The organism is Paracoccus zhejiangensis (assembly GCF_002847445.1).
GTDB classification, from domain to species: domain Bacteria; phylum Pseudomonadota; class Alphaproteobacteria; order Rhodobacterales; family Rhodobacteraceae; genus Paracoccus; species Paracoccus zhejiangensis.
In genome coordinates this window covers 3,710,714-3,724,769 of sequence record NZ_CP025430.1, presented here as the reverse complement: position 1 = coordinate 3,724,769, position 14,056 = coordinate 3,710,714, and the positions used below count along the sequence as shown (strand labels likewise).

The following is a 14,056-nucleotide window of genomic DNA, read 5'->3' as shown; positions in this document are numbered from 1 at the left end:
TTTCGGCCGACCCTTTCGATAAACTGTTGGAATATAGCAAAATGACGGATGGTCGTTTTGAAAAAGACCCTGCTGCTGATCGTCCACGGCATTGGCGAACAGGCGCCCGGTGAAACCATCGACGCCCTGACCGGCGGCGCGGTGCAGGAACTGGGTCTGCCCGGCCCGATCGAGGGCCGCACCGAGATGATCGCCGAGAAGGTCGAGGGCAGCGAATTGCTGAAGCTCTTTCCCTGCACCATCCGCCGCACCACGGTTCCGGCGACCGCGGCCAATAAACTGCCGGAAGATCAGGAGATTCTGGCCGGCGAGGTCTATTGGTCGGACCTGTCGCGCGCGCCGAACGGCTCGTTCGACACGGCCATTGACCTGCTGCGCACCATTCTTGGCCTTGGCTACCTGGCATTGGAAAATGTCGATGACAGCGCTGCCGAGGTCAGCCCCTGGTCGCGCCGCGCGGTCTATCTGTTCGTCTGGATCTTCTTTGCCCTGATCGCGCCCTTCAACGCGCTGCTGCTGATTGCCTCGATCTCGCTCTTGGTCGATCCTTTCCTGGTCCAGATTGGCATCGAACCGGGGCAACTACCGGGCACGATGTTGATTGCCGGGATGGGCGGGGTGGTGGCACTCTGCTGCCTGTTCTGGCGCGCGATGATCCGCAGCCCGCAAAGCTCGTACATGGTGCGGGCCTTCGTAGCCGGGCTTGGCGGGCTGGCCGTGCTGGCCGCGCTGGCGGCGCTGCTGGTCTCGTGGACCGGCGATGCACCCTGGCTCGAGGCACTGCGTCAGGCCTCGTGTCGGTCGATCGAGATGACCACCTGCTGGTCTCTTGACCATCAGGACATTGCCCTGTTCGCCTGGGGGGCGACCCTCTTGATGGGGATCATCTGGCTGGGTGCGGTGGCGATCCTGCTGGCACTGTTCGTCACATCGACCCTGACCGACCTTGGGCTGAAACGGACGCTGCTGGTCTTTGGTCTGCCGGTGCTGCTGATCGTCGCCGCGCAGGGCGCGCCGGCGGGCAGCCGCGACTGGCTGCTGATCGCCCTGGGAACAGTGGTGGCGCTGGCGCTGATCCCGGCGGCCCGGAAGCGCCTGATCCGCACGGCCAACCGCATCACGGAGTTCTTCGGTCAGCGCGGGCTGATCTACCTGTCGCTCTGCAATGCCATGCTGATCCTGTGGATGCTGATCACCTCGGCACTCTGGGCGCTGTTCTCGGGCGTGGTGCAGAAGCTCGACGGCGACGAGGGTGGCAAGACCCTGCTGACGCAGGTCTATGCGGATTATTCGGGCCTGCTGCTCAGCACCATGGCCTATATCATGATCGCGGTGGCGGCGCTGGTGCTGGTCGGGGTGGTGCCGCTGATGATCCGGCGCATCCGGCGTGGGCAGCTGGCGCAGGATGAGCAGACGGTGCTGGACATCTGGTGTGGGCGGCTGATCCTGAACCCGGTGCTGAACCAGCTGCTGTTCGTGCTGATCCTGTGGATCGCCTTCGGCGGGCTGTTCCAGGCCAGCAAGACCGGGTTGGATGTCGTCGGCATCCCCTATTACGAATGGAATACCGACACGCTGATCGGCCGGCTAAGCAGCTTTCACGAGCGCGTCACCGAGTTGAACGTGCTCGCCGTCGCCGTCACCGCCTTCCTGGGCCTTGCGATTTATCGCGGCGCCTCCTTCATCGCGGCGGCCCTTGGCGTGGCCCGCGACATCTCGATCTACTCGACCCGCACATTGGCCGGAAAGCCCGGCCCCGGCAGCGACAGCCACTATGCGCAGCGCGAGCGCATCCTTGCCCGCTTCCGGTTGGTGCATGACCATCTGGCCCGGCAGATGGACTATGACCGGCTGATCGTCGTGTCGCATTCGCAGGGCACGGTGATCGCGGCGCAGTCGCTGGCCGAGGGGGTGTTTCCCGACCGGCCGCGCTTCCTGCTGACCATGGGCTCGCCGCTGACCCATATCTACGGCCAGTATTTCGCCAAGGGTTTCGGGCTGGACCCGCTTGCCGGGCGGCTGGCGCGCTGGATCAACATCTATCGCTGCGATGATTTCGTCGGCACGCAGGTTCGGGTGCAGGGCGGGCTGGTCGAGAATCTGCGCGTCGGCCCGAACGGCCATACCGGCTACTGGACCGACCGCAATGTCTGGTCGGCGCTGCGCGGCGCACTGACCCGGACCGACACACCCGGAAACACCGTTTCCGACAGGGATTCCCCCAAGCCGCCGCTTGTGGCATGATGCCGGAAAAATACGGGCAGTCAAAAACCATGTCTCAGCGTTTCTCGATCAGTTCAGCGGTGCTTTTCGTGCTGGCCGCCGGCCTTTGCCTCTATTTCGCCTTTGCCGCGGTGCAGGGCCCCTCGGGCATCCTGCGCCGGGTGCAGCTCGAGGCGGAAACGGCCGAGTTGATGACCGAGCGGCAGGCCCTGGCCGAGGAATCGGCGCAGATGCAGAACCTGACCCGGCGCCTCTCGGACGATTATCTCGACCTCGACCTTCTGGATGAGCGGGCGCGCGCCGTTCTGGGCCTGATCCGCGCCGACGAAGCCGTGTTGCGCTGACCGCCAAACAGGCAGTTTCCCCCCCGCTTCACCACCTCCGGGCGATTTTCGCCACCGGGCAATTCGCCATGCGTTTGACGGATTGCACCCCCCCACGCGATCGTCTACGGATAGTTTAACGCTGAACTAATTCCGACCTAAGCACGAGTGGGGGACCGAATGGCCAGGAAAGCTACAGCCGCCAAGCCCGCAGCATCATCGACGAAAGCCGCCGCACCGGCCAAAGGCAAGTCGAACACTTCCAAGGAGGAGCTGCTTCAATATTACCGTGACATGCTGCTGATCCGCCGCTTCGAAGAGAAGGCCGGCCAGCTTTACGGCATGGGCCAGATCGGCGGCTTCTGCCACCTTTACATCGGCCAGGAAGCGGTTGTCGTCGGCCTCGAGGCCGCGGCGGAAGAGGGCGACAAGCGCATCACCTCGTATCGCGACCACGGCCATATGCTGGCCTGCGGCATGGAAGCGCGCGGCGTGATGGCCGAGCTGACCGGCCGCGAGGGTGGCTATTCGCGCGGCAAGGGCGGCTCGATGCACATGTTCAGCCGCGAGAAGCATTTCTACGGCGGCCACGGCATCGTGGCGGCGCAGGTGCCGCTGGGTGCGGGTCTGGCCTTCGCCGACAAGTATCTGGGCAATGGCCGCGTTACCTTCACTTATTTCGGTGACGGCGCCGCCAACCAGGGCCAGGTCTACGAGACCTACAACATGGCCGAACTTTGGGATCTGCCGGTGATCTTCGTGATCGAGAACAACCAGTATGCCATGGGCATGTCGGTCAAGCGCTCGACCAAATCCACCACCTTCTTCGGCCGTGGCGAAGCCTTCGGCATCCCGGGCGAGCAGGTCGATGGCATGGATGTGCTGGCGGTCAAGGCAGCGGGCGAGAAGGCCGTGGCCCACTGCCGTGCCGGCAAGGGGCCCTACATCCTCGAGGTCATGACCTATCGCTATCGCGGCCACTCGATGTCGGACCCGGCCAAGTACCGGACGCGCGAAGAGGTGCAGAAGATGCGCGACGAGCGCGACCCGATCGAACACGTGCGCACCATGCTCTTGGACGGCAAGCACGCCTCGGAAGACGACCTGAAGGCCATCGACAAGGAAATCAAGGATATCGTCAATGACTCGGCCAAGTTCGCCGCTGAAAGCCCGGAACCGGCGCTGGAAGAACTCTGGACCGACATCTACGCCGACGAGAAAGCCTGAGGGAGGGACAAGACCATGGCAACCGAGATTTTGATGCCCGCCCTGTCGCCGACCATGGAGGAAGGCACGCTGGCGAAATGGCTGAAGAAAGAAGGCGATGCGGTGAAATCCGGCGACATTCTCGCCGAGATCGAAACCGACAAGGCGACGATGGAATTCGAGGCGGTGGATGAAGGTATCCTCGGCAAGATCCTGATCGCCGAAGGCACCGAGGGCGTGAAGGTGAACACGCCCATCGCGGTGATGGTCGAGGAAGGCGAAAGCGTCTCCGACACCCCCGCCGCCGCTCCGGCCGCCGCGCCCGCTGCCGTCTCGACCGAGTCGGAAAGCTCGCCCGCGACCGTGGCCGCCCAGGCCGCCCCTGCCCCCGCCATGCCGCGCGACGTGTCGCCCGACTGGCCCGAGGGCACCAAGATGAAGACCATGACCGTGCGCGAGGCTCTGCGCGAGGCCATGGACGAGGAAATGGCCCGCGACGAGACTGTCTTCCTGATGGGGGAAGAGGTCGGCGAGTACCAGGGCGCCTACAAGATCTCTCAGGGTCTGCTGGAAAAATATGGTCCCAAGCGCGTGGTGGACACGCCGATCTCCGAGATCGGCTTTGCCGGCATCGGCACCGGCGCCGCACTGGGTGGTCTGCGCCCGATCGTCGAGTTCATGACCTTCAACTTCGCCATGCAGGGCATGGACCACATCATCAACTCGGCGGCGAAGACGCTCTACATGTCCGGCGGGCAGATGGGTTGCCCCATCGTCTTCCGCGGCCCGAACGGTGCCGCCGCCCGGGTGGGCGCCCAGCACAGCCAGGACTATGCCGCCTGGTATGCGCAGGTGCCGGGCCTCAAGGTGGTGATGCCCTACACGGCGGCTGATGCGAAGGGTCTGATGAAGACCGCCATCCGCGACCCGAACCCGGTGATCTTCCTTGAAAACGAGATCATGTATGGCCGCAGCTTCGAAGTCCCCGATCTCGAGGATTTCACCATACCCTTCGGCAAGGCCCGCATCGCCCGCCAAGGCAGCGACGTGACCATCGTCAGCTTCGGCATCGGCATGACCCATGCGCTGGCTGCGGCGGAAACGCTGGCCGCCGAGGGCATCGAGGCCGAGGTCATCGACCTGCGCACCCTGCGCCCGATGGATACGGCCACGGTGATCGAATCGGTCAAGAAGACTAATCGCTGCGTCACTGTCGAGGAAGGCTGGCCCGTCGCCAGCATCGGCAACTACCTCTCGTCCGTGCTGATGGAGAACGCCTTCGATTATCTCGATGCGCCGGTCCTCAACCTGACGGGCAAGGACGTGCCGATGCCCTATGCGGCCAATCTGGAAAAGCTGGCCCTCATCACCGCGCCCGAAGTTGTCGCGGCGGTGAAGAAAGTCACCTACAAGTAAGGAGAACGCGAGATGCCGACAGAAATCCTGATGCCCGCGCTGTCTCCGACCATGGAGGAAGGCACGCTGGCCAAATGGCTGGTGAAAGAGGGAGACGAGGTCAAATCCGGGGATATCCTGGCCGAGATCGAGACCGACAAGGCGACGATGGAATTCGAAGCCGTCGATGAAGGCAAGGTGGGCAAGATCCTCATCGCCGAAGGCACGGCAGGGGTGAAGGTGAACACCGCCATCGCCATCCTGCTGGAAGAGGGCGAAAGCGCCTCGGACATCGGCAGCGCCCCGGCTGCGGCACCTGCCGCGCCCGCTGCTGCGGCCCCGGCTGCTGCTGCTGCCCCTGCGGCGGCTGCGGCACCCGCGCCTGCCCCGGCTGCCCCCAAGTCGGCTGACGGCGGTCGGGTCTTTGCCTCGCCGCTGGCCCGTCGCATCGCGGCGGAGAAGGGCGTGGACCTGGCCGGGATCAAGGGCTCTGGCCCGAATGGCCGGATCGTTCGCGCCGATGTCGAGGGTGCCAAGCCCGGTGCCACCGCTGCCCCGGCCGCTGCCGCTGCCGCCCCTGCGGCTGCCGCCCCGGCTGCGGCCGCTGCCGCGCCGGCCGGTCCTTCGGCGGAAACGATCCTCAAGATCTATGCCGACCGCCCGACCGAAGAGGTCAAGCTCGACGGGATGCGCCGCACCATCGCCGCGCGCCTGACCGAGGCCAAGTCGACCATCCCGCATTTCTACCTGCGCCGCTCGGCCAAGCTGGATGCGCTGATGAAGTTCCGCGCCGACCTGAACAAGCAGCTGGAAGGCCGCAAGGTCAAGCTGTCGGTCAACGACTTCATCATCAAGGCCTGCGCGCTGGCGCTGCAAGAGGTGCCGGATGCGAATGCGGTCTGGGCCGGTGACCGGATCCTGAAGCTGAAACCCTCGGACGTGGCGGTTGCCGTCGCCATCGAGGGCGGCCTGTTCACCCCGGTGCTGAAGGACGCGCAGCAGAAAACGCTGTCGGCCCTCTCGACCGAGATGAAGGACCTGGCCAACCGCGCCAAGACCAAGAAGCTTGCCCCGCATGAATACCAGGGCGGCAGCTTCGCGATCTCGAACCTCGGCATGTTCGGGATCGAGAATTTCGACGCAGTCATCAACCCGCCGCATGGCGCGATCCTTGCCGTCGGTGCCGGCATCCAGACCCCTGTCGTCGAGAATGGCGAGGTGGTGATTCGCAACGTCATGTCGATGACGCTGTCGGTCGATCACCGGGTCATCGACGGGGCGCTTGGCGCGCAACTGCTGGAGGCCATCGTCAACCATCTGGAAAATCCGATGGGGATGCTGGCCTGATCTGGTAGATCCGCATTCGCACCACTCGAGTCTGCGGAGATCCGTTCTGGAACACTATCAAACCGGCGCAATCTTGCGCCGGTTTTGGCAATCTGGGGTCCATGACGCCGAGGGACTCGGTACCGAGTTCGATGCTGGCGGCAAGGATCTCGTCTTTTCGACCGACCTGCGGGCCGCATCATCTGGCTTCTGCTCGACCAAGGATCGGAGGTCACCCGCAATCTCTTGGTTCGGTGGTGCGCCCGATCAACCCTTGTCGCTGCCAACGAGGCTCAAGACGGCTCGTCGTGCGAAGGGAACCTCCGAAGACGTCAAGAAGGAACGGCCCCTTCATCTTGGCCCAAGTATCCCGCAGGGGGTCCGGGGGACGCGACGTCCCCCGGGTCTCACGGCAGCCCTATTCCGCCGGTAGCGTCCGCGCCCGGTTCAGCCCGATCTTGCGTCCGATCCAGCCAAAGACCCGGTGCTGCGATCCGTGCACGACCGAGAAAAGCGAGGGCACGAAGAGAAGCGACAGGACCGTCGACAACAAGAGCCCGCCGATCACGGCGATGGCCATCGGTGCGCGGAACTCTCCGCCCTCGCCCACGGCCAAGGCCGAGGGCACCATGCCTGCGCTCATGGCGATGGTGGTCATGACGATCGGGCGGGCGCGCTTGTGGACGGCATCCAGGATCGCCTCGCGCTTGGGCGTCCCTTCGCCCATCGAGGTCAGGGCGAACTCGACCAGCATGATCGCGTTCTTGGTCACGATTCCCATCAGCATCAGGAAGCCGATGACCACCGCCATGCTGATCGAATTGCCGGTGATGTAGAGTGCGAGGATCGCCCCACCGATCGCCAGAGGCAGTGACAGGAGGATCGAAATGGGCGTGACGAAATTGTGGAACAGCAGCACGAGCACAACATAGACCAGCAGAATGCCCGACCCCATCGCCAGCCCGAAGGCGCCAAAGACCTCGGCCATGATTTCGGCATCGCCCGCCGCCTGAATCGAGGTGCCCGGCGGCATCTCGACCTCGTTTTGCAGCGCCGTCACCTCGGCGCTCACCGGACCCAGAAGTGCGCCATCGGCAAGGTTGGCCGAGACCGTGGTGCGGTATTGCTGGTCATAGCGGCCGATCTCGGTCGCGCCCCGCGACAACACCACATCGGCCACCACGCCAAGCGGGATCTGCCCCACGGCCGAGGGCACGCGCAGGCTCTCGATCAGCTGCCAGTCCTCGCGCGCTGCGCGGTTCAGCCGCACCACGATCGGCACCTGCTCCTGCCCTGTGTTGAACTTGGCGAGGTTCGATTCCGTATCCCCCAGCGTCGCCACGCGCAGCGTTGTCGCAAGCGCGCTGGCCGAGACGCCCAGTTGCGCCGCGACATCGGCACGCGGCAGGATCTGGATCTCGGGCCGCTGCAGGCTGGCCGAGGAGGTGACCCCCTCGAGGCTCGGCAGCGTCTTCATCTTCTCGACCAGACGCTCGGCCGCAAGCGCCGCACCTTCCTCGGTTTCGCCCAGCACGCTGATGGTGAAGTCGTTCTGGCCGTTCTCGTTCTGGAAATTGATGCGCAGGTCGGGCACATCGGCCAGCCGGTCCTTCAACTCGGCCTCCAGCACGAACTGGCTGCGTTCGCGCGAATCCTTGGGGCCGTAGTTGATCATCAGCCGTGACTTGGTGATCGCCGCGCCGCCGCCATTGACGAAGACCGATTGCACCTCGGGCGTCTCGCGGACCATGGCGCTGATCGCCCGTGCCGCATCCTCGGTCTCGCCGATGGTCGATCCGGGCGGCAGTTCCAGCTCGATCTGGCTGCGCCCGTAATCCGAGGCCGGGATGAACTCGGTCGGCAGCAGCGTCGCCGAGAAGATCGAGCCGGCAAAGACCCCAAGCCCCGCCAGCAGGGTCAGCCCGCGATGACGCATGGTCCAGCGCAGGATGCGCATCAGCCCGCGCATCATGAACCCGTCGCGCTGCACCTCGGGATGGGCGCGGTCGCGGATGAAATAGGCCGCCAGCATCGGCGTGATGATCCGCGCCACCAGAAGCGAGAACAGCACCGAGACCGCGACGGTCAGGCCGAACTGCTTGAAATACTGCCCCGGAATCCCGCCCATGAAGCTGACCGGGGCAAAGACCGCGACGATGGAAAAGCTGATGGCGATGACGGTCATGCCGATCTCGGTCGCGGCTTCCTCGCTGGCCTCATAGGGCGGCATGCCCATGTTGATATGCCGGACGATGTTCTCGATCTCGACGATGGCATCATCAACCAGAATGCCGGTGACCAGCGTGATCCCCAAGAGGCTGATCCCGTTCAGGGTGAAGCCCAGCCAGTCCATGACGAAGAAGGTCGGGATGATCGACAAAGGCAGCGCCACGGCTGCGATCAGGGTGGCGCGCCAGTTCCTGAGGAACAGGAAGACCACGATCACCGCCAGCGCCGCGCCCTCATACAGCGTCTCCATCGCGCTGTGATAGCTGGACGAGGTGTAGGTGGTGGAATCGTCGATCAGGGTGATGCGGGTATCGGGATAGCGGCCGGCGATCTCGGCCAGCTTGGCCTTGGTACCATCGCCCGCCACCAGATCGGATTTACCGCTGGCGCGATAGACGCCGAAGGCCACGACCGGCTGGCCGTTCAGCAGGGCAAAGCTGCGCTCCTCGCTGGCGCCGTCGATCACCTCGCCCAGCTGGTCCAGCCGGATCGTCGCGCCATTGGCGATGGCGATGGGGGTAGCAGCCAGCAGTTCGACCGTATTGGCCGCGCCAAGCGTGCGGATGGAATACTCGCTGCCCGCCAGATCGCCGCGCCCGCCGCCCAGGTCGATGTTCTTGGCGACCAGCTGGTTCGAGATCTCGGCCGCGGTCAGCCCCTGCGCCAGCAGTCGGTCGGGGTCCAGTTCCACCTTGATCTCGCGCTCGGCCCCGCCGATCCGCTCGGTCTTGCCGACAGCATCGACGGTCGACAATTCACGGTCGATCACGTCATCGACGAAGCGCGACAGCTCCTCGATTGTCTGGGTCGGGTCGCTGACCGCATAGGTCAGGATCGGAAAGCTTTCGACATCGACGCGCTGCACGATCGGCTCGACGATGCTTTCGGGCAGGTCGCTGCGGACATTCGACACCGCGTCCTTGATGTCATTCACCGCCCGGTCGCTGTCGATTTCCAGCTCGAATTCGACAGTGATGGTGGCGGCGCTGTCGCTGGCCGTCGAATGGATGTGGCGCACGCCAGTGACGGCAGCGATGCTGTCCTCGATCGGCTGGATGATCTGCGCCGTCAATTCCGAGGGTGCGGCACCCGGCTGGACCACGGTGACATTGACGATGGGCAGGTCGATATTCGGCATGGCCGTGACCGGCAGGCGCTGAAAGCTGAACAGCCCGACGATCAGCAGCACCAGGAAGATGGCAATGGGCGGGACCGGATGCTTGATCGACCAGGTCGAGAGGTTCATGGCTTCTCTCCGCCCACCTCCGCCTCGACCGCCTCCGCCGCGGCAGGCTGCGCCCCCTTCGCCGTCACCGGCTTCACCCGGTCACCATCGCGGAAGAAGGCACCCGAGCGGGCAATGACGGTCTCGCCGGCCTCAAGCCCAGTGACAATCTCGCGCTGCGCCTGCCACAGGATCCCGGCCTTGACCTCGCGCCGCTCGACCGTGCCGTCACGGACCAGCAGCACCCATTCGCCCTCGTCGTCGGCCAGGACCGCCGGTGCCGGCACCGCCACCGCTTCGCGCCGGGCGGTGATCACCGCGCCATTGGCGAAAAGCCCGGTGCGCAGGCCGGGATCAGGGTCCAGCGCAATGCGCAGGCTGCCAAGCCGGGTCACCGGATCGACCCGCGCCGGCAAAAGGCGCACCCGACCCTGAACCAGTCCGACGCCCGCCACCTCGATCTCGGCCGGATCGCCAACCGACAGCTGATGCAGCGCCGTCTCGATCACTTCTGCCGACAGCTCGATCTCGCCCCCGGTTATCAGCCGGAACAACGGATCGCCGCCCGAGCCGGCAATCGCCCCCAGTTCGGCCTGCCGCTCGACGATCACCCCATCGGTGGGCGCGGTGATATCGGTGCGCGCGAGGTTAAGGCGGGCGATGCCCCGCGCTGCCTCGGCCTGCGCCAGTGCGGCGCGTGCGACCGCCAGCCCGTCGGCGGCCGAGGCCGCCTGTGCCTGCGCCCCGGCCTCGGCGGCAACCGCGTCATCCAGCGCCGCCTGCGAGGCGCTGCCGCTGCTGCGCAGCCGCCGTACGCGGTCCAGCGTGGCCACGGCCTGCACGCGCGTCGCCTCGGCGCTGGCAATGGCGCTTTGCGCCTGGCTGACGCTGGCCTCGGCGCGCTGATATTCGGCCTCGGCCTGCGCCAGCTGCGCCGCCAGCGTGTCACGGCTCAGCCGCGCAAGCACCTGCCCGGTCTCGACCGTATCGCCGGCCTCGACCAGCAACTCGGTGATCTCGAAACCCGAAACCTGCGGAAAGATCAGCGCCTCCTGCCGCGCGACCAGCGTACCCGATAGAAGCACCCGCGCCTGCATCTCGGTCATTGCGGCCGTGGCAACGGTCACGGACGGAATAGAGGGTTCGGTCGTCGTGGTCGCGGCGCTGACCTCGGCCCAGACCGGTCGGGACAGCGCGAGGGCCGCCATGGCGATGAGCAGATAGGTCTTCACGCGGCACTCGCCCCCATCATCCTACAGCCCGGATCACCCGGGGCCGAAATGTAAGAACCATTTACTTAGGCCGGATCGGCCCCGCGAACAATGAGGGCAAACGTAATTGCCCTCAATGGCCCAGAGCGGTCAGATCGCCGGGAATCGGTCACCTTGCCGTGCCTGACGCAGCGGAAACCAGTTCAGAATGTGACCGTGACGTTGGGCAGCTTCAGTTCCGCGATCAGGTCACGCAGCTCTTGCCGGGCGGCGATATTGGACATGTTCAGCGCCTCGGTGCCGATGTCCTTGAGGTCCAGAAGCGTCAGCCCGCGCGGGAAAAGCTCGCGGAAGATGACCCGTTCGGAAAAGCCCGGCGCCACCCGGAAACCGATGCGCCGCGACAGGTTGGTCAGCGCGTCACCGACCTTGCGCTTGTTGTGCATGGCCTGCGTGCCAAGGCGATTGCGCAGCACCAGCCAGTCGATCGGCCCGGCCCCGGCCTGCCCGCGCATCTGCCGCGCCGCCCAGACCATCTCGGCATAGATCGACGGCCCCAGCACATCGCCATCGGGCGACATATGTGCCAGAAGGTCGAAATCGATGAAACTGTCATTCAGCGGCGTGATCAGCGTATCGGCCAACGCATGGGCCATCTGGCTCAGCTTGGTATGCGAACCGGGGCAGTCCAGCAGGATGAAATCGCAGCGCGGGTCCAGCTCGGCCAGTACCGGGCTCAGCGGATCGGCGCCCTCGGCCATGAAGGCCAGTTCGGGCGTCGGCAGCTCGATCCCCTCGCGCGCCATGAAGGCCATGCGGTTTTCCAGGTAGCGGCCAAAGCTGCGCTGGCGCACGTCCAGATCCAACCCGGCGATCCGGTGTCCCATCCGCGCCAGCGCGGTGGCCACATGCATCGAGGTGGTGGACTTGCCCGAGCCGCCCTTTTCGTTCCCGACAACGATGATATGCGCCACGAATCCTCCGGCCTGCGAACGGATCGGACCATAGGAGAAGCGCGCGGGGTTGGGAAGCGGGCCAAGGCAGAACCGTGGCAGGTAATCCACCTCGAAATCCCGCATCACCCTTGCCGGATGGCGCGGCGATGCCTAGGAATGGAACATGATTACCCAGAAGATGAAATATGCGCTCAAGGCCTTGATCGTGCTGGCGGAAGAACGCGCCGGCCCGAACGGAGCCCTGCAGATCGAGGAAATCGCCCGGCGCTCTGGCGCGCCGAAACGGTTTCTCGAGCATATCCTGCTGCAGATCCGTGACGCCGGGATCATCGCCTCGATCCGCGGGCGCAAGGGTGGCTACCGGATGATCCGCGATCCGGGCGAGGTGCCGCTGGAGCCGCTGATGCGCCGGATCGAGGGGCCGCTCGCGCCCCTGCCCTGCCTGTCGCGCAGCGCCTATCAACGCTGCGAGGATTGCGTTGACGAGGCGACCTGCCAGCTCAGGCGCATGTTCAGCGGCATTTTCTGGTCCTATCTCCTGCTGGTCGAATCGCTGACCCTGGCCGATCTGGTCGGTGAGCCGGGCCACAAACTGCTGACCGACCCGGCGGAAGCCTCGCCCGAAGGTTGAGAAATCAAGGCCCTGCAAGAATCTCGACTTCATAGGTCGTTTTTTCTTGATAAACACGATACGATCAGTCGTAATAAACCTGTCAGCGCAAGCTGACAGAGCAACGACGGAGTATCCGCCATGACGATGCTGAACCACCTGACCGCCTTTGCCGGTGCCGCCTACCAGGCCATGCGCCCGCTGCCTCCGGTCTTCGCGGTCGACCTGATCGACCGTGACTCGGGCCGGCACCACTGCATCGCCGGCATCCCGGTGACGGTCATGACCCGGGACCCGGCCGCCGCCAGCGCCGAGTTGCTGCGCAACCGCGACACGATGCACTGGACCACCCGCGCCACGCCCCTGGAAGGACAGCCGCAATGAACGCGATCATCTCCCAGGGCTTCACCGCCCATGTGACCCCGCTTCTGCCCGAGCTGTTCCAGTCACCCCCGCCGGCGGCAAGGAGCCGCGATCTGGGCTTTGCCACCATCGAGCTCAGCGGCCAGCGATCGGCGCAGGGGCCGGTGCTGCGCCGCTTCCGCGACGGCCGCGTTACCATCGAGGCGGGCGAGCGCGAGATCACCGGACACCCGATCGGAGGGGCTGCCCCGAAAGGGTGGTGGGCATCGCTGACGACCTCCCTCTGATCCTTCAGCCGTCATCCCTGCCCTACGAAGAACGCCGCCCCAAGGGGCGGCGTTCGCGTAATCACACAGGTCGGGCTTCTCAGAAGCCGAGGCCGGCGTATTTGTTCTTGAACTTCGACACGCGGCCGCCGGTATCCATCAGCTTGGCCGAGCCGCCGGTCCAGGCGGGGTGCGAGGTCGGGTCGATGTCCAGCGACATGGTGTCGCCTTCCTTGCCCCAGGTCGACCGCACCGAAAAGGTGGTGCCGTCCGTCATCTTGACCTCGATCATGTGGTAATCGGGATGAATGTCTTTCCGCATCAGAGGTCTCCTCAGGCTTTCGCGTCAGCGCCCGACTTGGGCTTGTAGTTGGTTTTCTCGGCGATACGGGCCGACTTGCCGCGACGGTCGCGCAGGTAGTACAGCTTGGCGCGACGCACACGACCGCGGCGGACCACTTCGATCGAGTCGATGTTGGTCGAGTACAGCGGGAAGACGCGCTCGACGCCCTCGCCAAAGCTGATCTTGCGCACGGTGAAGCTGGCGGCGATGCCGCTGCCACCCTTGCGGCTGATGCAGACGCCTTCATAGTTCTGCACCCGGGTGCGGGTGCCTTCGGTCACTTTGTAGCCGACACGGATGGTGTCGCCGGCCTTGAAGTCCGGAATGGTCTTGCCAAGCTCGGCGATCTGCTCGGCTTCCAGTTGGGCGATCAGGTTCAT

The 14,056-nt window shown here is 65.1% G+C and carries 13 protein-coding genes; 8 read left to right on the top strand and 5 right to left on the bottom strand.

The window, feature by feature from the left end; translation table 11 throughout:
* The first annotated feature begins 57 nt into the window (after nt 1-57).
* The 5 genes from CX676_RS18110 (at nt 58) to CX676_RS18090 (ending at nt 6,494) form a co-directional block, all read left to right on the top strand.
* The gene (locus tag CX676_RS18110) at nt 58-2,244 is read left to right on the top strand and encodes a hypothetical protein (RefSeq protein WP_157935986.1); all 2,187 of its coding nucleotides are present in this window, start codon (nt 58-60) and stop codon (nt 2,242-2,244) included.
* Nucleotides 2,245-2,273: 29 nt separating this feature from the next.
* Nucleotides 2,274-2,567: an FtsB family cell division protein gene (locus CX676_RS18105; protein WP_101754427.1), complete on the top strand. Its 294-nt coding sequence runs from the start codon at nt 2,274-2,276 to the stop codon at nt 2,565-2,567.
* A 159-nt stretch (nt 2,568-2,726) separates the two neighbouring features.
* Entirely contained in the window at nt 2,727-3,773 is a 1,047-nt protein-coding gene (gene pdhA, locus CX676_RS18100; RefSeq protein ID WP_232816520.1) for a pyruvate dehydrogenase (acetyl-transferring) E1 component subunit alpha, read from the top strand.
* A gap of 15 nt (nt 3,774-3,788) precedes the next feature.
* Nucleotides 3,789-5,168 (top strand): pyruvate dehydrogenase complex E1 component subunit beta, encoded by a 1,380-nt coding sequence (locus CX676_RS18095; RefSeq protein WP_101753804.1) that lies wholly within the window; start codon nt 3,789-3,791, stop codon nt 5,166-5,168.
* Nucleotides 5,169-5,180: 12 nt separating this feature from the next.
* Nucleotides 5,181-6,494, top strand: a complete 1,314-nt coding sequence (locus CX676_RS18090) for a pyruvate dehydrogenase complex dihydrolipoamide acetyltransferase (protein ID WP_101753803.1) — start codon at nt 5,181-5,183, stop codon at nt 6,492-6,494.
* A gap of 397 nt (nt 6,495-6,891) precedes the next feature.
* On the opposite strand, the gene CX676_RS18085 is transcribed toward CX676_RS18090, so the two are convergent.
* The 3 genes from CX676_RS18085 to CX676_RS18075 all read right to left on the bottom strand — a co-directional run bounded on the left by CX676_RS18085 (nt 6,892) and on the right by CX676_RS18075 (nt 12,112).
* Complete coding sequence (locus CX676_RS18085) at nt 6,892-9,948, bottom strand: efflux RND transporter permease subunit (protein WP_101753802.1); 3,057 nt, start codon at nt 9,946-9,948, stop codon at nt 6,892-6,894.
* On the bottom strand, nt 9,945-11,159 hold the full coding sequence (locus CX676_RS18080; RefSeq protein WP_232816519.1) for an efflux RND transporter periplasmic adaptor subunit: 1,215 nt from the start codon (nt 11,157-11,159) through the stop codon (nt 9,945-9,947). Before CX676_RS18080 ends, CX676_RS18085 begins: the two co-directional genes overlap by 4 nt.
* 182 nt (nt 11,160-11,341) lie before the next feature.
* Nucleotides 11,342-12,112 carry a division plane positioning ATPase MipZ gene (locus CX676_RS18075; protein WP_101754424.1) on the bottom strand — a complete coding sequence of 257 codons (771 nt, stop codon included), beginning with the start codon at nt 12,110-12,112 and terminating at the stop codon, nt 11,342-11,344.
* A 145-nt stretch (nt 12,113-12,257) separates the two neighbouring features.
* Between CX676_RS18075 and CX676_RS18070 the strand changes: the two genes are divergently transcribed.
* From CX676_RS18070 to CX676_RS18060, 3 genes are all read left to right on the top strand, one after another.
* Nucleotides 12,258-12,725 carry an RrF2 family transcriptional regulator gene (locus CX676_RS18070; RefSeq protein ID WP_101753801.1) on the top strand — a complete coding sequence of 156 codons (468 nt, stop codon included), beginning with the start codon at nt 12,258-12,260 and terminating at the stop codon, nt 12,723-12,725.
* A 120-nt stretch (nt 12,726-12,845) separates the two neighbouring features.
* Nucleotides 12,846-13,088 (top strand): hypothetical protein, encoded by a 243-nt coding sequence (locus CX676_RS18065; RefSeq protein WP_101753800.1) that lies wholly within the window; start codon nt 12,846-12,848, stop codon nt 13,086-13,088.
* Nucleotides 13,085-13,354, top strand: coding sequence for a hypothetical protein (locus tag CX676_RS18060; protein WP_232816518.1), 270 nt, complete (start codon nt 13,085-13,087; stop codon nt 13,352-13,354). Before CX676_RS18065 ends, CX676_RS18060 begins: the two co-directional genes overlap by 4 nt.
* 79 nt (nt 13,355-13,433) lie before the next feature.
* Here CX676_RS18060 and rpmE read toward each other — a convergent pair whose 3' ends face one another.
* Together rpmE and rplS are read right to left on the bottom strand one after the other, a co-directional pair.
* Entirely contained in the window at nt 13,434-13,655 is a 222-nt protein-coding gene (gene rpmE, locus CX676_RS18055) for a 50S ribosomal protein L31 (protein WP_101753799.1), read from the bottom strand.
* A gap of 11 nt (nt 13,656-13,666) precedes the next feature.
* Nucleotides 13,667-14,056, bottom strand: a complete 390-nt coding sequence (gene rplS, locus CX676_RS18050; RefSeq protein WP_101753798.1) for a 50S ribosomal protein L19 — start codon at nt 14,054-14,056, stop codon at nt 13,667-13,669.

Bases quoted from the DNA above. Each gene is read 5' to 3' on its own strand.
- CX676_RS18105 (WP_101754427.1), top strand. From the start codon at position 2,274: ATGTCTCAGCGTTTCTCGATCAGTTCAGCGGTGCTTTTCGTGCTGGCC.
- CX676_RS18090 (WP_101753803.1), top strand. From the start codon at position 5,181: ATGCCGACAGAAATCCTGATGCCCGCGCTGTCTCCGACCATGGAGGAA.
- CX676_RS18085 (WP_101753802.1), bottom strand. From the start codon at position 9,948: ATGAACCTCTCGACCTGGTCGATCAAGCATCCGGTCCCGCCCATTGCC.
- CX676_RS18060 (WP_232816518.1), top strand. From the start codon at position 13,085: ATGAACGCGATCATCTCCCAGGGCTTCACCGCCCATGTGACCCCGCTT.
- rpmE (WP_101753799.1), bottom strand. From the start codon at position 13,655: ATGCGGAAAGACATTCATCCCGATTACCACATGATCGAGGTCAAGATG.
- CX676_RS18095 (WP_101753804.1), top strand. From the start codon at position 3,789: ATGGCAACCGAGATTTTGATGCCCGCCCTGTCGCCGACCATGGAGGAA.
- pdhA (WP_232816520.1), top strand. From the start codon at position 2,727: ATGGCCAGGAAAGCTACAGCCGCCAAGCCCGCAGCATCATCGACGAAA.
- rplS (WP_101753798.1), bottom strand. From the start codon at position 14,056: ATGAACCTGATCGCCCAACTGGAAGCCGAGCAGATCGCCGAGCTTGGC.
- CX676_RS18065 (WP_101753800.1), top strand. From the start codon at position 12,846: ATGACGATGCTGAACCACCTGACCGCCTTTGCCGGTGCCGCCTACCAG.
- CX676_RS18070 (WP_101753801.1), top strand. From the start codon at position 12,258: ATGATTACCCAGAAGATGAAATATGCGCTCAAGGCCTTGATCGTGCTG.